Consider the following 19,782-nt stretch of genomic DNA (forward strand, 5'->3'; position numbering starts at 1 on the left):
TCTATGTCTGTTGGCTCTGATGGCTCAACGAGACAATCCTTGTCACATTTCATACATTGCATTATTCATGGTGGGTATGTAGTCTGATGTTTCATTTTATATTCAGAGAGAGTCTTAGGTGCGTAAACCACTAGTCGCTGGCAACTGGAAAATGAACGGCTCTAGTGAGAGTAACAAAGCACTACTTGAGGGAATACTTTCAAAAGCCGATACATTCTCCGATATAGAAGTCGCATTATTTCCTCCTGCCGTTTATCTGGGCCAGGTGCAGTCAGCTCTTTCAGGAACAGACCTGGCGTGGGGTACACAAAATCTATCTCAATTTGAAAAAGGTGCTTACACCGGAGAAATTTCGGCAAGTATGCTGGCTGATTTTGGTTGCCAGTATGTGCTGATAGGGCACTCAGAGAGACGTTGTTTATATGCTGAGTTAGATTTAGACCAATGTCTGTTAGATCGTATTATCGCTGAGAAATATGAAATGGCAGTCAGGGCTGGTATCACCCCCATCATATGTATTGGTGAAAGTCCAGACGAGCATGCGGTCGGTCGCACAGAAGAAGTTGTATTGCGATTACTCGACACCGTGATTGCGCATCAAGGTGTTGAAGGTTTAGCGCATACCGTCTTAGCCTATGAACCTGTATGGGCTATTGGTACAGGACGCTCAGCCACGCCAGAGTGGGCGCAAGACGTACATAGCTTTATGCGTCAACGTGTAGCAAAACACGATAAACAGATAGCAGAAAATATAAGAATACTTTACGGAGGCAGCATAAAAGGTAATAATGCTGCGCCATTGTTTCTACAACCTGACATTGACGGTGGGCTCGTCGGCGGTGGATCGCTTGATGCCGATGAGTTTGTTAAAATATGTCAGGCCGCAGTTTTAAAATTAGGTTAACAACACATGCACGCGATTATTCTCACAGTTCATATTATTGCCTGTCTTATGCTGATTGGATTTGTTCTGATTCAGCACGGTAAAGGCGCTGATGCAGGCGCTGCATTCGGTGGTGGCGGTGGTGGTGCCTCAGGCAGCTTGTTTGGCAGCCAAGGCTCGGCTTCATTTTTAAGTCGTGCGAGTGCTGTGCTGGCAACAATCTTCTTTATCACCAGCCTGACATTAGCCTATTTTTCAGTCGATACACCAGGAAAAGCGAAAAGTGTGACAGAGTCTGTGCCTACAACAGAACAAAAAGTCGATAAAACACCTGCAGATTTGCCTGAATTACCGTAGAATACGCAACCTTGATTACCCTTGCCGACGTGGTGGAATTGGTAGACACGCTATCTTGAGGGGGTAGTGCCTTCGGGTGTGCCGGTTCGACTCCGGCCGTCGGTACCAAATTAAAACGCCTGACTTGTGTCAGGCTTTTTTTGCCTGATAACTTTGTCAAGACAAAGAAATAATTAACTTTTACATTAATAAGACTAGGAATAATTGCTGAAGTCGGTAATATCTATTTCAATAGATTATTTACTTACTCAGATAAGGACGTTTTTTTTACTATGAACAACATCGTCTGGCATAAACATAAAGTAGAAAAGTTAGACCGATCAAAACAAAAAAAACAAAAGCCATGTATTTTATGGTTTACAGGGCTCAGTGGCGCAGGCAAATCAACGGTTGCAGATGCTGTGGAACAAAAGCTATTTGAGCTAGGACATCACACTTATTTACTTGATGGTGACAACGTCAGACACGGCTTAAATAAAGATCTTGGGTTTTCTGACGCAGACCGTGTTGAAAACATCAGACGTATCGGTGAAATGGCAAAGCTATTTGCTGATGCTGGTCTCATTGTCATGAGTGCTTTCATTTCGCCTTTCCGCAGTGATAGAAAACTGGTTCGAGATCTCGTTGAAGAGAAAGAATTTGTTGAAGTCTATATATCCACCCCACTGAGTACTTGTGAACAACGTGATCCAAAAGGCTTATATAAAAAGGCAAGAAGTGGACAGATAAAAAATTTCACAGGTATAGATTCAGAATATGAAGCGCCAGTCTCCGCAGAAGTGACGCTAAACACTGCTGAACTCAATGTGGATGAGTGTGTGGCGAGAGTGATTACCTATCTAAAACAAAACGAGATAATTTAAAATCAAATCCATGACCAACTTTGATGTTTTTAATGGCGATGCTGACGGTATATGTGCCTTAGTTCAATTAAGACTGGCCAACCCGAGTAAGGCAGAACTGATTACAGGTGTTAAGCGAGATATAAAATTACTGAGCAGGGTAGATGTTGAAAAAGCATCAAAAGTCACTGTTTTAGACATATCAATGCAGAAAAATCATGATGCATTATTAAATTTGTTATCAAATAATGTTGATGTCTTTTATGCCGATCACCACAACCCCGGCGATCAAATCAGTCATCCTCGTTTAGAGGCATTGATTGATATGCATCCCAATAAATGCACAGCTTTAATTGTCAATGAGCACCTCAATCATGCCTATGAGCTCTGGGCAATCACGGCAGCTTTTGGTGATAATCTATCTAATGTTGCCGAGGAGTATGCAAAGGAACTACACCTCACTGAAACCCAGGCAATCAAACTTAAAACCTTAGGGCAGCATATTAATTACAATGGCTATGGTGCGAGTCTAGATGATTTGTTTTTTGCACCTGATGAACTCTATAGACAATGTGTAAACTATTCATCACCTTTGGATTTTATTAATGATAGTACAGAGATAATGGAGACTCTGGATTCTGGCTATAATTCAGATTTGTCTCAAGCTAAACAGCAAAAACTAAGTTATGAGAGTGATATGGTAGGGGTTATTACCTTACCTGATGATAAATGGGCGAGACGTATTAGTGGCACCTTCAGCAACTACTTGAGTAACCAGTTTCCTTCTCGAGCACATTTAATTCTTACTGAAATACCTGATTCAGGGGCTTATGTCGTTAGTATTAGAGCTCCTAAAATACGTCAAGAAGGAGCAGACTTTATTGCAGGTCAGTTCGACACAGGCGGCGGCAGAAAAGCAGCAGCAGGCATAAACTTATTACAAGAAGCAGAGCTTGCAAGACTAATTTCTACTGTTGAGGACTATTACAGTAGCAATATCAACTAATACAAAGTCATTTATACTTATAATCAAAAGACTAAAAAACGATAGGATAAATTAGCACAGATGGCTCAGGGCAGGATCAGACAATACGACGCAAAAATTAATGCCATATCAAGACTGATTGATAGCGGTATTATCCTGCTAACGTTTTTAGCTTTATTCGATATTTTCCATGCGACCTGGGATGTACTTTATATCTGGAGTCTTTTGTTCGCAATTGTATTGTTTAATTTCTTTGCTGAGTCACAGGATGCCTACCGCTCGTGGCGGGGTACGGCGTTAAGGGAAGAAGTCTCTGCCGTCATGTTTTCATGGTTTACCAGCGTTTTCATTCTGGTCATGATTGATATTTTCTTTATTCATTCTGGTACCTACCTCGATAGTTTTGTTTTCTTATGGTTTTTACTGACACCAATAGAGTTAATTTCCTGGCATGCCATTGTAAGAACGTCATTGGCCATACTTCGAGCTCGTGGTGTTAATACCAGAAATGTAGCCATTGTCGGTGAGACAACGTTAGGTAAGCGTTTGGAACGTGCATTCAACGAAATGGATTGGTCTGGGTTCAGACTGGTTGGATACTATGATGATCGTTCACAAAAACGGGTAGAAACAGAACCTAATCTGGTCGTCACAAATAAGAAAGTAGGTGATTTCAATCAACTCATTGAAGATTGTAAGGCAGGGAAGGTTGATACTGTTTACATCACCTTGGCTATGTCTGCTGAGCATAGAATCAGACATATTACTGAGCTATTAGCCGATAGTACGGCTTCTGTGTATCTTGTTCCTGACTTATTCACATTTAACTTGCTTAATTCCCGATGGGTCGATTACCAGGGAATCACCGCTATTTCAGTCTATGAAACCCCTTTTGCTGGTATCGACAGTATCCTTAAACGGCTGGAAGATATTATCCTAAGCAGCCTTATCCTGATGATGATTGCTATTCCTATGATGGTGATTGCCGCAGGGGTTAAATTGACATCGAAAGGGCCTGTGTTTTTCAAGCAAACTCGCTACGGCATGGACGGTGAAAAAATTAAGGTATGGAAATTCCGTACGATGACCGTAACAGAAGATGGAGATACCGTCACACAGGCACAAAAGAATGATAGCCGTATCACGCCATTTGGCGGTTTTTTGAGAAGAACATCATTGGATGAGTTGCCACAATTCTTTAATTCATTAGGCGGGAGCATGTCGATTGTAGGCCCACGGCCTCATGCTGTAGCACATAACGAACAATACCGCGCTCAGATTCAAGGGTATATGTTGAGACATAAAGTCAAACCAGGTATTACGGGCTTAGCCCAGATAAATGGCTTTAGGGGGAAACTGATACCTTGGACAAAATGCAGGGTCGTGTGCATTACGATTTAAAATATATCCAGAACTGGTCATTGTTATTAGATATTGAGATTATTTTCTTGACGATATTCAAAGGGTTTGTGGGTAAAAACGCCTATTGAATTCCATATTGCGTATCAGTAGTTTTACTTAGGAAAATAAACTTGTTGCCTGCCGTGAGACACGGTATTATATAACTCTATTGAAATAGAAGCATCAATCATTGATGTTAGATAACACTCGTTATCGTCATTATTTTCAATAGCAATCAGAACAATAGACATCAACGGTGATGGCTTTGTAGCAAGATCATAATCATATGATCTTACACAACGTCAGCGGGTTAGATGTTGTGTAATTAAAGCCAAACTCGCTGTGAGGCGGGGTCGGAAAGCCACAGATCTTTAAAACTTTTAAAGATGGCTGGGTTGCATTGCTTGTTTTTTCAACTTATGCATAAGGAAGTTTATTATGAAAAAAGCGATGCTATTTGTCGTAGCTATGATGTTCTCTGTTGCTGCCAACGCGGCGACATTCAACTTAACAACTTCAGACAGTGCTACTATTTTCGATAGTGGTACGAGCGCTGTTAGTGCTGCATTTGGTGATACTAATACCACTTTCTCATTGGAAGTGATTGGTGATGGTCCAGCAGCAATCGATTTTGATTTCTCGCCTGCTAGCAAGTTTTCTGCAGGGACTTTAACAATTGGCACGGAAGTGTTTGCAGTGACTCCAGATTTTACAACAATTCTGAACCTAGCTGCTGGTATCTACAGTGTCACATTTGATATTACTCCTGCATTAGGAAACATGTCATTTGGTGTTTCAGCTGTACCTGTTCCAGCTGCATTATTCTTGTTTGCCCCTGCCTTATTAGGTTTCTTAGGTATGCGTAGAAAAAATGCTGTTGCAGCGTAAGTAAGAGCTACACAAAAATAAAAAAGGGAGCATAGGCTCCCTTTTTTATTGGCATAATGCTAATTTTAATATCCTATAATCTTGAAAATTAAAACTAATTAGGCACATTGTACCAAGGTACAATAGACAGCAACCAAACCTTACTCGTAATATGAAATCATCTGAAAAAGTCAGATAGGTAATTATTAAATTAGTAATTTAATAATTGATTAAAGCCAAACTCGTCGTGAGGCGGGGTCGGAAAGCCACAGATCTTTAAAGCAAAGATGGCTGGGCTGCATTGCTTGTTTTTTCAATTTATGTGTAAGGAAATTTATTTATGAAAAAAGCGATGCTATTTGTAGTAGCTCTAATGTTCTCTGTTGCTGCTAACGCTGCCACATATAATTTATCAACAACAGATAGTGCTACTATCTTTGATAACGGTACAAGTGCTGTAAGTGCTTCATTTGGTGACACTACTACTACATTTTCACTTGAAGTGATTGGCGATGGTCCAGCAGCGATTGATTTTGATTTCTCTCCAACGTCAAAATTTACCTCAGGAACATTGACAATTGGTTCTGAGATCTTTGCTATAGCCCCTGATTTTACAACAATCTTGAATCTTGTATCAGGTATTTATACTGTATCTTTTGATGTGTTGCCTACTACCGGTAATATGTCATTTGGTGTTTCTGCAGTGCCTGTGCCAGCAGCATTATTCCTATTTGCCCCAGCTTTATTAGGCTTTTTAGGTATGCGTAGAAAAACTGCTGTTGCAGCATAGAAATAACAGTTTTAATAAAAAAGGGAGCTTATGCTCCCTTTTTTGTATTAATGGGGTAATTGGTTTTTGCTTCTGACATATAAAGTTGTACTAAGGTACAATAGACTTCAATTGAAAAAGTTTCGTATTATTTAATCAACTAGAAAAAGTCAGATAAGCGATTATCATACGATTGACGTGATAATTAATAAGCCAAACTCATCGTGAGGTGAGGGCGGAAAGCCACAGGTCTTCAATGCAGGAGATGGCTGGGTTGCATTGCTAATTTTTGCTTATACATAAGGAAAAATATAATGAAAAAAGTGATGCTATTTATTTTTGCTTTTACATTCTCTGTCGGCGTCAATGCCGCAACGTTGAATTTGTCTACAGAGGATTCTTTTTTAGCTACGCAAGTTGTTGATACTGCATCTGGTTCAACAGTATCAGGTTCGGGAGAAGTTAAGGAGCTTGGTGGAGTTGGTAAAGATAGATGGTACTCACAATACAATATAAAATCAGTCGATGCTAATACACCTGTCAAAATTGAATGGTCATTTGAGCCTCAAGCCAATCTGGAATCTGCTACCTTGGGTTTTGGTCTATTTGGTGGAGCTTACACAACGATAGATATCATTGGTAACACTAGCTTCATAGCTTTCTTAGAACAAGGCAAAGTGTATGCCCTCGATATATTCGATGCCAGCGGTAGTAAGCTAGAATACAAAGTATCAGTATCTGCAGTACCAGTACCAGCAGCATTATTCTTGTTTGCCCCAGCTTTACTAGGTTTCTTAGGGCTTAGAAGAAAATCAGCAGTTGCTGCATAAGAATTAAGATTTATATTAACAGTAAGTTACTGTGACAAATTGAAAGGGAGCAAAAGCTCCCTTTTTTTTGAAAAATAGAGTGTTAATATCAAATTTGAATGTCATTTATAGATAAGGATTTTCCCTCATGTCAAAACGCTTCATTTTCTTCTTTTTGATTCTCACTTCCCTATTTTCCTCAAGCGTCTTTGCAGACCAGCGTTATCTATTAAATTCGGGCGATATTCTAGATATTTCAGTATGGAATGAGGAAGCGTTACAAAAACAAGCCGTCGTGCTGCCAGACGGTATTATTACTTTCCCACTAGCCGGTGAAATTGTTGCTAAAGATAAAACAGTAGCTGACGTCGAAGAAGAATTAACCAAAAAACTCAGTGAATACTTAGCTGATCCTGTTGTCACAGTCTCTGTTACTAGCGTTGAAGGTAATAGGGTACACATTCTAGGCAAAGTCCTAAATCCAGGTTCGTTTGTAATGAATCAACCTCTGGATGCTATGCAAGCTTTAAGTTTAGCCGGTGGGTTATCGCCATACGCGGAAGAGAACAATATTATCGTGCTACGAAGAGCCGGCACAACTCAACAAGTCTTACCGGTTAAATTTGCTGAAATAAAAAAAGGTAAAGCTCTGAATACCAATATCACACTAGAAAGCGGTGACGTCATCATCGTACCTTAAGCAGAATAATAGCTGAGAAGCGTGTCAATGATAAAATATATTCCGCTACTGTTGCCTATGTTACTAAGCAACAATGCGTCGGCAGCTGAATGGGTATTTAATGCTCAGGCAGACCCTAAATTTAAATACGATGATAATGAATTACTTCGGGAAGATGAGTTAGATGACTTTAGCTTGAACATTGATCCAACCCTTTCACTAACTCGCTCATTAGAGAACTCGACATCTGAAATACGTCTCGGGTATAGAATTAGTCGATATCAAGACTTAAAAGAACTTGATAAAGAAAACCCATTTGCGAGTTTTAATACGACTTATGCCACCGAGCGAAGTACTTACGGACTGAAATTAGACTATGCTGAACGTGAGTCACGGGATATTGCTGAAGAGGATACGGCGGACTTTAGTAATATTTCTACAACGATTACAAAGAGTATCTCACCATCATTTAGTTACAGGCTGACGGAGCTGGACACTATAAGCACGAGTTTATCTTATCAAACGCGTAAACAATCTGATGACTCAAGCAACAGTAACTCAATTCTTGGTTCGTCATCTAACCTCACGGATAATGAAACAGCCAGTTTGAACTTAGCTTGGCAGCATCAATACACAGAAAGACTAAATGGTGGCTTATCGTTTACCTACGTTAATTATCAAGCTGAATCAGACAGGCTTGATAATCAATATGATTCTTATTCACTGGGCTTGACTAGTGAATATCAACTATCTGAGCTTTGGTCGGTCAATGGCTTGCTGGGTGCACGTTATCTGGATAGTGAAAATAGTCCGGTAATTGGTCCAGAAACATCGGATCAAAGTACAGGATTAGATTACTCAATCAGTACAACCCGAGAAGATGAGCTGAATAGTTATACTTTATCAGCAAGTAGATCGTTAACACCTTCAAGTGAGGGGGATGTTAATGAGCAAGATGCCTACACCATTACTTATCGTAGAAACTTCACAGAAAAGCTTACAGGTAACTTATCTGCGAGCTATCGTAAATATAGTAGTGCTGATGATTTAGATAGCACAGAAACAAAATATTTTGATTTTTCACCTAGTTTATCTTGGAAGTTAGATGAAGACTGGTCTCTTGTTTTTGGATACAGGTATCGAAGCGTCGATGAATCAGATGGAAAGAATGTAGATGGCAATGCGCTCACATTCAACATCGATTACAATTGGAATGGTATTCGTTTTTCTCGCTAAATCACAGCAAAGAGCAATAATAAATGGAAGAAGAAGTAAAGGGCTTAGGGGACTATCTTAATATTCTCTGGCGTAGAAAATATTGGGTTATTATTCCTGCTGTGCTGCTAGCCATAGCAACTGTAGTGGTAGTTTTTTCTTTACCTGCTACCTATAAATCTCAAGGCACAATACTGATTGAGTCACAAGAAATTCCCAATGACTTAGTCCGTTCAACAGTCACGAGTTATGCTGACCAGCGTATCGAAGTGATTAAGCAACGATTAATGACGACATCCAGAGTGATGGACATGGTCAGAAAATATGATCTTTATCGTGCTGAGCGTCAAAAAACAGCTGCCACATCAGGCATTGTCGATTTATTTAAATCTAATGTCAGTGTGGATTTGGTTCAAGCAAATGTGACTGATCCAGTTAGTGGGCGTGCAAAGCGAGCCAGTATCGCCTTTACCGTTTCATTCATGGATAAATCACCACAAAAAGCACAGCAAGTAGCGAACGAGCTTGTGACAGAGTTTCTCAATGAAAACGTCAAAGCCCGCACAGACCGTGCTGCAGAAACCAAAGACTTTCTTAAGGAGGAGGGCGATAAATTTCAAGCAAAAGTACGTGAGTTAGAAAAACAAATTGCCGAGTTTAAAGATCGTTATAGCGGTAGTCTCCCTGAATTATTACAGTACAATCTTTCGATGATACAGCGTTTGGGTGATGAACAAAGTACCAATCAAAATGAAATTTTATTATTGAAAGATCAAATCACCACATTAAGTCTACAGCTTTCTACTATTCCGATGTACTTACCCTTAGGTGTGACGGCAACTAGTGCAAATGAACCAAACACCTCTGAAGTGCGTCTGGAACAACTAAGAATTGAATACAGCACTTTATTATCAAAATACGAACCCACCCACCCAGATGTAGTCAGAGTTAAACGACAAATTGATGCATTAGAAAAAGAGCTGGGTGTTACAGGGAATGATGCTCAAATCATTCAAGCTGAATTAGACCAGGCAAAGACAGAATTAAATACGCTGAGTGAAAAATATGCCGATAATCACCCTGATATAAAAGCACAAAAAAATAAGATTGCCGGCCTGGAAAAACGCCTGGAAAACGCTGACAGTCAGCCAGCTGAAACAACGTCATCATCCGAACGATTGAATCCAGCTTATGTGCAACTTAAATCTAAGATAGACTCAACGGAAAATGAAGTCTCTCGCTTAAGAGTTCGCCAGGAAGAGATTAAAACAAAACTTGCTGAATTTGAACGCCGTGTTTCGGAAACATACCAAGTTCAGCGGGCATATGATGAGCTGACACGCGATCATGAAAACACTGTAGCCAAATATCGTGAATTACGTGCTAAGCAATTACAAGCTGAACTGGCTCAGAACTTAGAGTCAGAAAACAAAGGTGAAAGCTTTACGTTAATTGAACCTCCTGCAGTACCAACTAAGTCAGAAAAACCTAACAGGCCTAAATTACTCGTTCTTGGCTTAGGCGCATCTGTAGGTGCAGGCTTAGGCTTAGCACTTCTAGTTGAGATGTTTTTTGGTGGGGTAAGAGGGTATACACAAGTTACTCATATTGTTGGTAAATCACCACTGGTTGTTATCCCTATTATTACAACAACTCGAGAACTGGCTCGCAGAAAAACATTAAGAAACCGCTGGATCATTATTGCAATTCTGTTAGTTATCGCATCAGTGATAGCAGTACACTTTTATGTGATGAACCTCGAAGTGCTGTGGTATCGATTAATGCGAAAAGTCAGCTTGCTTTAACTGTCACCTGATTCTTCGAGTAGGAAATAAGAATGGATAGAATTCAAAAAGCCTTAGACAAAGCAAAGCAGAAGCATGCTGGGATCGAGGGTGAGCCAGAAAATACAATTGTGTCTACGGAAAATGATATAAACACTTCTTTTCCTGAAGATCCATTAGCTCCGCCTTTACAGAATATTGAATACACACAAACAAAAGTGGTTAAAACACCACCGAGTGTTCTGGAAAACAACCGGGTTATTGCCGGTCATTACAATAATCCGCAATCAGCAGTGTTCCGTATGTTGCGTACACAAGTGTTGCAAAAAATGCGGCAGAATGATTGGCAAACAATTGCCATTACCTCGCCAACAGCGGGGGAGGGTAAATCATTGGTCTCAGCTAATCTCGCCGTTGCCATTGCTATGGAACTCAATCAGACAGTGCTTTTAGTCGATATGGACTTGAGAAATCCTTCGATTGCCAGCTACTTTGGATTAAATGTGGAGGCGGGATTAAAAGAATATCTAGAAGATGATTTGTATCTTCACCATGTGCTAGTAAACCCTGGCGTAGAGAGGCTAGTTATATTACCAGGGAAGGGAAGAGCTGAAGATTCAGCCGAGTTACTATCAAGTCCAAAAATGGCATCTTTAGTGAAAGATATTAAATCGCAATACAACTCTCGATTAATTATTTTCGATGTACCGCCTTTGTTACAGACGGACGATGTTTTAATGTCTTCGAATTATTTTGACTGTACTTTACTTGTGCTGGAAGACGGGAAAAATAATGAAGAGAACATTAAAAAGTCATTACAGCTATTAGAAGGTTCACATCTTGTCGGGACTGTGCTTAACAAAGCAGAAAGACATCCAACCCATCAGAATTATTAATTCATGTATACAGAACATTTTGGTCTGAATTTCAAGCCGTTTAACCTGGTACCTGATCCTAAGTTTTTATATCTTAGCCCTGTACATAAAAAAGCCTTAACCATGCTCGAATATGGCTTAATGAGTCAGGCGGGTTTTACAGTCGTTACCGGAGAGATTGGTGCGGGTAAAACAACATTAATTCGGTCTCTGTTAAAAAAACTGGATGATGAATACCTGATCGGATTGATTAATAACACGAGTGAATCGTTCGGTGAATTGATGGAGTGGGTGCTTGATGCACTAGAAATACCATCTTCAGCCACTGATAATGCGGGTCGTTATCGTGATTATGTTGATTTTGTTGTTGAACAACATGCAAAAGGTAAAAAAATTGTTCTGATTGTAGATGAAGCTCAAAACTTATCAGTTAAGGCTTTGGAAGAGTTAAGGCTACTTTCAAACGTTAATATTGATGCAGATATCTTTATGCAGTTGGTATTAACTGGGCAGCCTGAACTCAGTGATAAACTTAATTTACCCGAGCTTGAACAGTTTGCTCAACGAATTGGCGTTGAATATCATCTAAAAGCATTGAGCTATCCAGAAACACAAAAATACATTGAACACCGAATGGAAATTGCCGGTGCAGACCATAAGATTTTTACCAATGAAGCCTGCGCTGCTATCTTCTGCTATAGCGAAGGCGTACCAAGGCGTATCAATAACCTATGTGACTTTGCTCTAGTATATGCTTTTGCTGATGATTCGAAAGAGGTCAATGTCAATACGGTAATTGATATGATTAAAGATAAACGTTCATCTACCATTATTAAAACAAAAGACAGCCAAAACCCAGATGTTAAACGTGTTCGTAGTTGGCTTCTTGAGTTATACAATGTCCATCTGGTCTGATTTCTTTCAAGTTAATTAAGATATTCTTTTGCACAAGAATATTTCTCTAAATGAGAAGTTCATCAACTATGGAGCTAGTATTAAGTGATGGATAGCGTTAGAGTTACGCATGACTCACACATATTGAGAGGTACATGTTATGTCAATCAAATATAATATATTTTTAGCAATTTTTGGCATGTTCCTGACAAGTACGCAAGTATTGGCTGATTGCATTGTAACTAATAATAATTTCAATAAATCTTCAAAGATTATTTTTGTTAACCAATACAACGGAAGTGATCAGCTCGCAAAAATATACTCCCTAGACAATGTTCGTAACCCATATGAAGCGAACAACGTGGCAGCTTTTCAGAGTATTGAAAAGGCAAAATCTTTGGCTGATACAGATAATGGTGATCTGATTTTGATAAAAGCTGGTCCCCAATGGACTAATTATCAGGCCTGGGAAGGCAATAAACTCTCTGAATTTAATAAAGAAGTCATGAAAGCTAAAGTGATGTCCCAAAGGCAGTGTCAAGAAGAGTCCTTAACTTGGGTTCCTCCAGCTGTTAATGATAACCAACCTGATCAACAACCCGTAACAACAGATTTTGTCAGCGATCCTGACGAAGTGACTCTGGCCAGAACACAAGAAACGTCCCCTATTAGCTTACCTGGTATCACTTCATCCAATACGAATGATACAACTCAGTCTTCAAATTCATCTGGAAGAACCAGCTCATCAAGCAGTTCTTCGGGAGGCTCAAGCAGAGGGGCAAACTCTAATAACTCTACTAACCAGACTTCTCAATCATCAAGTCAAATGGAGTCTAGTGAGTTACCAACTAACATGACTTCTAAAGCTAATGCCCGTAATACGACTTTTGGAGCCCCTGAAAACCTTATTGATGATCCTGATACTCAGTCAGTGTCGGATTCGAATGAGGATGTCATTAATGAAAGCCCTGAAGATGAACCACTTACTGAAAATAATCCTATTCAAGAAATACCTGACCAAAGTCATAGCTCTGCATGTTATAAAACAGCTGAATGGCAATATCAAATACACCAATACCAGCACGATAATGACGGTTGGTCGAAAATAACACCAGATAGTTCTTCAAGATTGATTTATGTGAGCTCATCGGAAGGTAATGATGACAAAGCAAGATATTATAGCCCTTCTGAAGTTGGGGATATCGATACACCAGTCAATATCATTCCTTTTCAATCAATTGCTAAAGCTTATAAGCACGTGAGAAAAGGACGTCCGGATTGGATTCTTTTGAAAAGAGGTGATTCCTTCGAGCTTCAATCAACACTATATCTACAATCTGGTGAATCAAAAAATGCACCAATGGTTCTTACTGCATATGGAAATGACAAAACAAGACCTGTAGTTGATTCTAAAAACTTTACAGCATTAATGATGGGGAGTAAGAGTCATATAGCTATTGTAGGTATAGAGTTATACCCTAGCAAGCTTGATCCTAATTCTACAGGGTTCTCAGGTTGGGGAAACATGAAACAAAATGCTATTGGCATAGCTAGTATTTCTGGTTCGCAATCGGACAACATACTAATTGAGAATGTTCGTGTGAGTTATTACAAAAATAATATTGTAATTGGTGGCGGTGGGGGACATAAAAATGTTGTTATAAGAAGAAATGAGATTCTAAATGCATATAGCGATACAGGTCATTCACAAGGTGCATCTATTGCATATGTCGATGGATTATTAATTGAGGAAAATTTGTTTGATCACAATGGATGGTATCAACAACGACCATTATCTGTTGCCCTCAATACCAAATCTTATGGCTATGCTACATGGTTTAACCATAATGCTTATATAATCGATTCGGCAAATATGATTCTGAGAGAGAATCTAATCTCAAGATCTTCAAGTATAGGTGTAAAATTCACAGCAAATTCTGATAAACAAACTAAGACTAATAGTATTCGAGCATATAATTATCTTATAACCGATAATATTGTAACTGAAGGTGAGGTTGGTTTCTCATTAGGTGGTAATACTGATTTTAATAATGGCTATAGATGGAAAAATATAAATGTAACACATAACATTTTTAGTAATATAGGAAGGACTAAACCTACCAATAGAGAGCTATCATGGAATATGCAAATCGATGATTGGGATACAGGAAGTGTATGTTTTAATTTGATGGCTGATCAAACAAATAATTCACTTACAAATATTAAAGGTATTGATGTTTATGGTGAGAATAGGGATGTTTCGATATTTATGAACAAATTCATTAATATTGGTCTTTCGGCTGAGAGTTATCAAAACAAATCTGAAGATTTTACTTCATATCAAAATTCATATTTACCTAAATATAATACTAATTTATTGAACTCATATACTGGTAGTGATAGCTATGACACTTATATAGAGGGAGTTCGGAGCAGACTAGAAGATAACTATTTAGAGTATCCTGATATAACTAATATGTTGGAGTATTTAAGGACTAGAGCACCATCATTTTAATGGTTGGCCTGTGTCAGATATTCATTAACTAACATTTACACTGATTTAATTATTTTATAATACGGTTTATTCCCTCTGGAGGTTATCATAAAAGACAAATATCATACTAGGCTGAAATTAGTATTAGCTGCGCCTTATGAGACCAATCTTTCAGATCCAAATGATCTGTGGGCTATAATAAAAAAAAATAACCCAGACTTGGATATTATTTTTGTCTCACCTCAATATCAACATGATAGAAGCCGTTCAAAGACGAGTTTATCTGATTGGTCTGATTACTGGTCGCACAGTAAACGAGTTATTAAGGCTGCAAAAGTTAACAATGCAGATATTATCGTTACAGCATTCCCGCCTTTAGCTGTATGTGTTGGAATAAGAAAAAAACTCAGTTTTCTTCGAATTCCTATTCTAGCTTGGGCTTTTAATCTAGGCACACTGCAGAAAGGCATAAAAAAAACGATTGCTAAGTTTAGTTTGAGTGCAGTAAATAAATTTATTGTTCCTTCCTCGGCAGAGACCGTTACATATAGCCATTTTTTGGCTAGAAAAAAAGATGACTTTGTATTTATTAGATTCAGAAAACAGCAGATTATTGAGTTTCAAAAAAAACATAGCTCCAAAAAATACATTTTAAGTATGGGAGCTGCAAATCGAGACTATGAAACTTTAGTAACAGTAGCAGAACAGACAGTCTACCCATTTATAATTGTGGCACCTGACAGATGCAAACCAAAAAGAGATATACCAAATAATATGAAATGGTTATCTTTCCTGAGCTTAGATGAGTGTCATCGACTTTATCAAGATGCGGCAATGAGTATTATTCCTATAAAAAATACTGAAATAGCATCAGGACAAATCACAATGATTGAGTCAATGATGCACCAAACACCTGTGTTGGTTACTGATAGCATCGGCGCAAGAGATTATATTGAAGATTCAATCAATGGCATCTTATTGGAACCTCAGTCAACTCAAGATATGGTCGAAAAAATAAAAATGATTTGGGAAAATAATACTTTAAGAATGCACTATGAAGAGGCAGGTATAAAATATGTTCATGAGTTTCTCTCAGGTGAGGCCATCTCTAATGATGTAATTAGCGTTATTAACTCAATTCTCAAAAATTAATTTCATTTTTATCATAGCTTTCAATACATAATTTTTACGAACTTAATATGCAATATTAATTTTATTACATCAAACAATGATGTTTCAGCTAGCCTATAAGTTTTAGTCTGCTTTTTTTAAGAAAGCTCTTCTCTAGTAAAGGATTTTGGTGTCTTCAGAAACTGGTTTGAGAAGTAGAATTATCCATGCTTTCTCATGGACTCTCTCTGGTCATTTAATAACCCAGGCAATTCGTTTATTCAGTAATTTAATAATGACACGTTTATTAATGCCTGAAATGTTCGGCATTATGGCAATCGCCAATATCATTATTATAGGATTAGCGATGTTCTCAGACTTGGGCCTGAAGCAAAATATTATTCAAAGTCAGCGTGGGCGTGATCCTCATTTTTTAAACACTATATGGGTAGTACAAATCATCAGGGGCTTTTTTCTATCCTCTTTTTGTTTGTTAGCCGCATACATTCTTGCATATGTGAATAATGTTGGATTAATAGATAATAGCAGCGTCTATGCATCTAAACTACTTCCTGAAGTATTAGTTATCTTATCCCTCTCTCCATTAATACAAGGTTTTGAGTCCACTAAAATTGCCACTGAAAACAGGGGACTTCAATTAAAACGGATAGTAAAATTAGAGTTAATAGCTCAACTGTGTGGGTTAGTATTTATGCTTGTTTGGGTGTCATATGATCGCTCTATATGGGCGCTGGTATACGGAGCATTAGTTGCAGGACTTACAAAAGTTTTTATGGGCCACATCTATCTCCCAGGAAGAAAAAATAAATTCGAATGGGATAAAAAAGCATTTGATGAAATATTCCATTTTGGTAAGTGGATGTTTCTATCATCAATACTTGGTTTTCTCATAAACCAAGGTGATAAGTTACTCTTGGGTGGAGTTATGTCATCAACATCATTCGGTTTGTACTCCATTGCCGCCCTACTTTTTTCTTCATTACAGGTTTTAGTTTCAAAAGTGATTAGTAGTGTGGTTTTTCCTGCGTTAGGAGAAATAAATAGAATATCGCCAGATAAAATCAAAGAGAAATACTATAAACTACGTCTGCCAATAGACATCTTTTGTTTGTTTATTGCTGGTTTTCTCTTTAAGTCAGGTGGTACCTTGGTCGATCTTCTATACGATGATAGGTACTCCGATTCAGGTTTTATGTTGCAAATATTATCATTAGTACTCATTGTTATTAGATTTGGAGTAGCGGGGCAATTCTACTTAGTAATGGGTAAACCTAAAATAATGAGTATTTTAATGTTGTCAAGACTCATTTTTATGGTAATTTTAGTTCCTGTAGGTTATCAACTAGATGGTGATATAGGTGCAGTATGGGGGCTTGCTGCCGCATACTTTCCAGGATTAATACTGACATTCTTCTATAAGATACAATATGGGCTTATGGATATAAAAAAAGAACTGTATGTTATTCCTGTATTCATTATCGGCTTAGTATTCGGCATGATATTTGACTAAACCATTGAGCTCACTACTCTCTCACATTGCTGCAATAGGTTGTTAGACATTGAAAATAGTTATTGATAATAGTGGTTACGGGTTAGATAATATAGGTGACCTTGCTATGTTACAGGCTGCTGTTGAAAGGTTATGTGAGTTATGGCCTAGGGCGACTATACATGTCATCTCAGCCGAAAAAAGCAAGTTGGCTTCTTGTGTACCTAGGGCTGAGTTTTTTAGCCAGAGTTCAAAAAAAGCTTGGTTGAGTGGGTATAACCTTATTGGTGGGCTCAGGCATTTTTTCCCAAAAAAATTCAGTTATCCTTGCTCAATTATGAATGCTATATTAAGACACGACATCCTAACCTGGCTTTAAAAATCATATCTTGGAGGTTTGGAGCTGAGAGTTCAAATTATCTAGCTTCGAAAAGTGTAATGGACTTAATCAAAGAGTCTGATATTGTAATTGCTACCGGAGGTGGATACGTAAATGATAGTTTTTCCGATCATGCATCGAAATTACTTGATGTGATACTTTTAGCTCAGTATTACAACAGACCTACAATCATGCTAGGGCAGGGCCTTGGACCTTTATCAAATAAAAACCTCGTTAAAAAATTCAAATGCGTGTTGAACGGATTGAAACTTATTTCTCTGAGGGAAGGTGAATTTTCACCTAAACTATTAAATTCTCTGATGTCTTCCCAAGGAAAACCATCTGTATTTGTAAGTGGTGACGATGCCGTAGAGATGTCTTATAGACTTCGTACAGAATCTCTAGGAAATAAACTCGGACTAAATATAAGGAATGCATCTTATGCAACTTTGCCGAGTGGAACGATTGAAAAACTAGGTGATGTTATTCAAGGTTATATTCATAAGAAAAAAACTTCTTATCAACTACTACCTATTTCTTTAGTCCCGGGAGATGAGTCTGATATAAGATCTTTGATAAGTCTAATGCGACTGAGTAGTCAACAGGACAATGAAACCGAAGAAGGCTTGTCAGTAGAAGATATTATTCAACGAGTGTCAGAATGCCGAGTTGTAATAACTGGTAGTTATCATGCTGCACTGTTTGCTTTGTCTCAAGGTATACAGGTGATAGGGCTGACTGCTTCAAACTATTATGATTACAAGTTTATGGGTTTATTGAAACAATTTGAAGTCGGTGTACAAATTCTATATTTAGACGATGGTATAGATAAGTTATCAGAATATTTAGATGTTGCATGGTCTAGAGCAGATGGTCAGAGAAGTAAGCTTTTAGAGCGTGCTAAACAGCAAGTCTGTGCCGGTAAAGATGCATATTTACAACTTAAAACATTTGTAAAATGAAAAAAGACAAAAACATAAAAGCTAGCGTAATCTTGCCAGTACACAATGCAGAAAAATATTTGAATAGTGCAATAGATTCAATACTGAATCAGACATTTAAAAATTTTGAATTATTACTTCTTAACGATGGTAGCAACGATAACTCAGAACAAATAATAGATAGTTACGTCAGTCGAGATAGGCGTTGCAAAAAGTTTTCTTGGTCAAACAAAGGCCTCATCAAAACACTTAACATAGGGATTGAACAGTCTGTAGGTGAGATTATTTTCAGAATGGATGCAGATGATATAAGTTATCCTGATAGGTTTGAGAAACAAATCCTTTACTTGGAACAACATCCAGATTGCGTTGCAGTTGGTTCCAGAGTTCTACTTATTGATGACGAGTCATTACCAATCAGAGTTTTGGATGTACCAACTGAGCATGAAGATATTGATAAAGAAAATTTAAAAGGTGCTGGCGCATCAATCGTTCATCCAACTGCTGCAATAAGAAAGAAAGCATTACTAAAAGTTAATGGGTACAGAGAAAGCTATCCTCATGCTGAAGATATAGATTTATTTCTTCGACTTGCTGAGCTTGGCGATCTTGCTAACATGGTCGATATACTTTTGAGTTACCGCCAACATGTATCAAGTGTTGGTTACAGCAAAAGAAAAGAACAACTCGATTCGATACTGAAAGCAATCAAAGATGCTAATTTCCGTAGGGGACTCTTTAATGATGTTAATATCCAAAATAACATAAACCATAGTCCAGGATTATATGATGTTTACATTAAGTGGTCTTGGTGGGCGCTGCGAGCAGGAAATAAAAAGACTGCGTGGAAATATCTTTTGAAGGCAGTGAGTTTAGAACCTTTTCATATGAGAAATTTAAACTTATTGATGTGTAATTTGAGGGGCAGGTAAGGTTTTAAATGAGTAGAAAAATAGAAGCTATCAATTTGTAAATTCTATTGTGTTTT

The 19,782-nt window shown here is 38.1% G+C and carries 19 protein-coding genes, 1 tRNA gene and 3 riboswitches; all 20 genes read left to right on the plus strand.

The genetic code is table 11. The annotated features are described in order from the left end of the window. Positions 1-118: 118 nt before the first annotated feature. The 20 genes from tpiA to QUE24_RS11770 all read left to right on the plus strand — a co-directional run bounded on the left by tpiA (position 119) and on the right by QUE24_RS11770 (position 19,726). Positions 119-904: a triose-phosphate isomerase gene (gene tpiA, locus QUE24_RS11675; RefSeq protein ID WP_286304005.1), complete on the plus strand. Its 786-nt coding sequence runs from the start codon at positions 119-121 to the stop codon at positions 902-904. 6 nt (positions 905-910) lie between these two features. Next, entirely contained in the window at positions 911-1,240 is a 330-nt protein-coding gene (gene secG / locus QUE24_RS11680; protein ID WP_286304006.1) for a preprotein translocase subunit SecG, read from the plus strand. Between the two features lie 23 nt (positions 1,241-1,263). Next, positions 1,264-1,348: transfer RNA gene (locus tag QUE24_RS11685), tRNA-Leu, on the plus strand. Positions 1,349-1,512: 164 nt separating this feature from the next. After that, positions 1,513-2,103: an adenylyl-sulfate kinase gene (gene cysC / locus QUE24_RS11690; RefSeq protein WP_286304007.1), complete on the plus strand. Its 591-nt coding sequence runs from the start codon at positions 1,513-1,515 to the stop codon at positions 2,101-2,103. A gap of 10 nt (positions 2,104-2,113) precedes the next feature. Continuing rightward, positions 2,114-3,088, plus strand: coding sequence for a DHH family phosphoesterase (locus QUE24_RS11695; RefSeq protein WP_286304008.1), 975 nt, complete (start codon positions 2,114-2,116; stop codon positions 3,086-3,088). A gap of 60 nt (positions 3,089-3,148) precedes the next feature. Continuing rightward, positions 3,149-4,468 carry an undecaprenyl-phosphate glucose phosphotransferase gene (locus QUE24_RS11700; protein WP_286304009.1) on the plus strand — a complete coding sequence of 440 codons (1,320 nt, stop codon included), beginning with the start codon at positions 3,149-3,151 and terminating at the stop codon, positions 4,466-4,468. After that, positions 4,441-4,557: a sugar transferase gene (locus tag QUE24_RS11705; protein ID WP_286306114.1), complete on the plus strand. Its 117-nt coding sequence runs from the start codon at positions 4,441-4,443 to the stop codon at positions 4,555-4,557. The genes QUE24_RS11700 and QUE24_RS11705 overlap by 28 nt, the downstream gene beginning before the upstream one ends. Before the next feature lie 231 nt (positions 4,558-4,788). Continuing rightward, positions 4,789-4,871, plus strand: a riboswitch (cyclic di-GMP riboswitch). A 35-nt stretch (positions 4,872-4,906) separates the two neighbouring features. Further along, a complete protein-coding gene (locus QUE24_RS11710; RefSeq protein WP_286304010.1) occupies positions 4,907-5,356 on the plus strand; it encodes a hypothetical protein in 450 nt (149 codons plus the stop codon). Positions 5,357-5,560: 204 nt separating this feature from the next. Beyond that, positions 5,561-5,639, plus strand: a riboswitch (cyclic di-GMP riboswitch). A 36-nt stretch (positions 5,640-5,675) separates the two neighbouring features. Next, complete coding sequence (locus tag QUE24_RS11715) at positions 5,676-6,125, plus strand: hypothetical protein (RefSeq protein WP_286304011.1); 450 nt, start codon at positions 5,676-5,678, stop codon at positions 6,123-6,125. 181 nt (positions 6,126-6,306) lie between these two features. Beyond that, positions 6,307-6,386: riboswitch (cyclic di-GMP riboswitch) on the plus strand. Positions 6,387-6,418: 32 nt separating this feature from the next. Next, positions 6,419-6,934 carry a hypothetical protein gene (locus QUE24_RS11720; RefSeq protein WP_286304013.1) on the plus strand — a complete coding sequence of 172 codons (516 nt, stop codon included), beginning with the start codon at positions 6,419-6,421 and terminating at the stop codon, positions 6,932-6,934. A gap of 127 nt (positions 6,935-7,061) precedes the next feature. Further along, the gene (locus QUE24_RS11725; RefSeq protein ID WP_286304014.1) at positions 7,062-7,613 is read left to right on the plus strand and encodes a polysaccharide biosynthesis/export family protein; all 552 of its coding nucleotides are present in this window, start codon (positions 7,062-7,064) and stop codon (positions 7,611-7,613) included. Positions 7,614-7,640: 27 nt separating this feature from the next. Continuing rightward, a complete protein-coding gene (locus QUE24_RS11730; protein ID WP_286304015.1) occupies positions 7,641-8,828 on the plus strand; it encodes a porin family protein in 1,188 nt (395 codons plus the stop codon). Between the two features lie 23 nt (positions 8,829-8,851). Then, complete coding sequence (locus QUE24_RS11735; RefSeq protein ID WP_286304016.1) at positions 8,852-10,612, plus strand: Wzz/FepE/Etk N-terminal domain-containing protein; 1,761 nt, start codon at positions 8,852-8,854, stop codon at positions 10,610-10,612. 32 nt (positions 10,613-10,644) lie between these two features. Further along, positions 10,645-11,487 (plus strand): CpsD/CapB family tyrosine-protein kinase, encoded by an 843-nt coding sequence (locus QUE24_RS11740; RefSeq protein WP_286304017.1) that lies wholly within the window; start codon positions 10,645-10,647, stop codon positions 11,485-11,487. Between the two features lie 3 nt (positions 11,488-11,490). Further along, on the plus strand, positions 11,491-12,381 hold the full coding sequence (locus tag QUE24_RS11745) for an ExeA family protein (protein ID WP_286304018.1): 891 nt from the start codon (positions 11,491-11,493) through the stop codon (positions 12,379-12,381). A gap of 139 nt (positions 12,382-12,520) precedes the next feature. Further along, positions 12,521-14,875 carry a hypothetical protein gene (locus QUE24_RS11750; RefSeq protein ID WP_286304019.1) on the plus strand — a complete coding sequence of 785 codons (2,355 nt, stop codon included), beginning with the start codon at positions 12,521-12,523 and terminating at the stop codon, positions 14,873-14,875. 198 nt (positions 14,876-15,073) lie between these two features. Then, a complete protein-coding gene (locus QUE24_RS11755) occupies positions 15,074-16,006 on the plus strand; it encodes a glycosyltransferase (RefSeq protein WP_286304020.1) in 933 nt (310 codons plus the stop codon). Between the two features lie 148 nt (positions 16,007-16,154). Beyond that, entirely contained in the window at positions 16,155-17,495 is a 1,341-nt protein-coding gene (locus QUE24_RS11760; RefSeq protein WP_286304021.1) for an oligosaccharide flippase family protein, read from the plus strand. Positions 17,496-17,801: 306 nt separating this feature from the next. After that, positions 17,802-18,815 carry a polysaccharide pyruvyl transferase family protein gene (locus QUE24_RS11765; RefSeq protein ID WP_286304022.1) on the plus strand — a complete coding sequence of 338 codons (1,014 nt, stop codon included), beginning with the start codon at positions 17,802-17,804 and terminating at the stop codon, positions 18,813-18,815. Then, positions 18,812-19,726, plus strand: a complete 915-nt coding sequence (locus tag QUE24_RS11770) for a glycosyltransferase family 2 protein (RefSeq protein ID WP_286304023.1) — start codon at positions 18,812-18,814, stop codon at positions 19,724-19,726. Before QUE24_RS11765 ends, QUE24_RS11770 begins: the two co-directional genes overlap by 4 nt. Positions 19,727-19,782 lie beyond the last annotated feature (56 nt).

Source organism: Methylophaga marina, assembly GCF_030296755.1.
GTDB classification, from domain to species: Bacteria; Pseudomonadota; Gammaproteobacteria; order Nitrosococcales; family Methylophagaceae; genus Methylophaga; species Methylophaga marina.

What these genes read in the sequence shown, in the direction of transcription:
- secG (WP_286304006.1), top strand. Translation starts at nt 911, where the DNA reads ATGCACGCGATTATTCTCACAGTTCATATTATTGCCTGTCTTATGCTG.
- cysC (WP_286304007.1), top strand. Translation starts at nt 1,513, where the DNA reads ATGAACAACATCGTCTGGCATAAACATAAAGTAGAAAAGTTAGACCGA.
- QUE24_RS11695 (WP_286304008.1), top strand. Translation starts at nt 2,114, where the DNA reads ATGACCAACTTTGATGTTTTTAATGGCGATGCTGACGGTATATGTGCC.
- QUE24_RS11700 (WP_286304009.1), top strand. Translation starts at nt 3,149, where the DNA reads ATGGCTCAGGGCAGGATCAGACAATACGACGCAAAAATTAATGCCATA.
- QUE24_RS11705 (WP_286306114.1), top strand. Translation starts at nt 4,441, where the DNA reads ATGCAGGGTCGTGTGCATTACGATTTAAAATATATCCAGAACTGGTCA.
- QUE24_RS11710 (WP_286304010.1), top strand. Translation starts at nt 4,907, where the DNA reads ATGAAAAAAGCGATGCTATTTGTCGTAGCTATGATGTTCTCTGTTGCT.
- QUE24_RS11715 (WP_286304011.1), top strand. Translation starts at nt 5,676, where the DNA reads ATGAAAAAAGCGATGCTATTTGTAGTAGCTCTAATGTTCTCTGTTGCT.
- QUE24_RS11720 (WP_286304013.1), top strand. Translation starts at nt 6,419, where the DNA reads ATGAAAAAAGTGATGCTATTTATTTTTGCTTTTACATTCTCTGTCGGC.
- QUE24_RS11725 (WP_286304014.1), top strand. Translation starts at nt 7,062, where the DNA reads ATGTCAAAACGCTTCATTTTCTTCTTTTTGATTCTCACTTCCCTATTT.
- QUE24_RS11730 (WP_286304015.1), top strand. Translation starts at nt 7,641, where the DNA reads ATGATAAAATATATTCCGCTACTGTTGCCTATGTTACTAAGCAACAAT.
- QUE24_RS11735 (WP_286304016.1), top strand. Translation starts at nt 8,852, where the DNA reads ATGGAAGAAGAAGTAAAGGGCTTAGGGGACTATCTTAATATTCTCTGG.
- QUE24_RS11740 (WP_286304017.1), top strand. Translation starts at nt 10,645, where the DNA reads ATGGATAGAATTCAAAAAGCCTTAGACAAAGCAAAGCAGAAGCATGCT.
- QUE24_RS11745 (WP_286304018.1), top strand. Translation starts at nt 11,491, where the DNA reads ATGTATACAGAACATTTTGGTCTGAATTTCAAGCCGTTTAACCTGGTA.
- QUE24_RS11750 (WP_286304019.1), top strand. Translation starts at nt 12,521, where the DNA reads ATGTCAATCAAATATAATATATTTTTAGCAATTTTTGGCATGTTCCTG.
- QUE24_RS11770 (WP_286304023.1), top strand. Translation starts at nt 18,812, where the DNA reads ATGAAAAAAGACAAAAACATAAAAGCTAGCGTAATCTTGCCAGTACAC.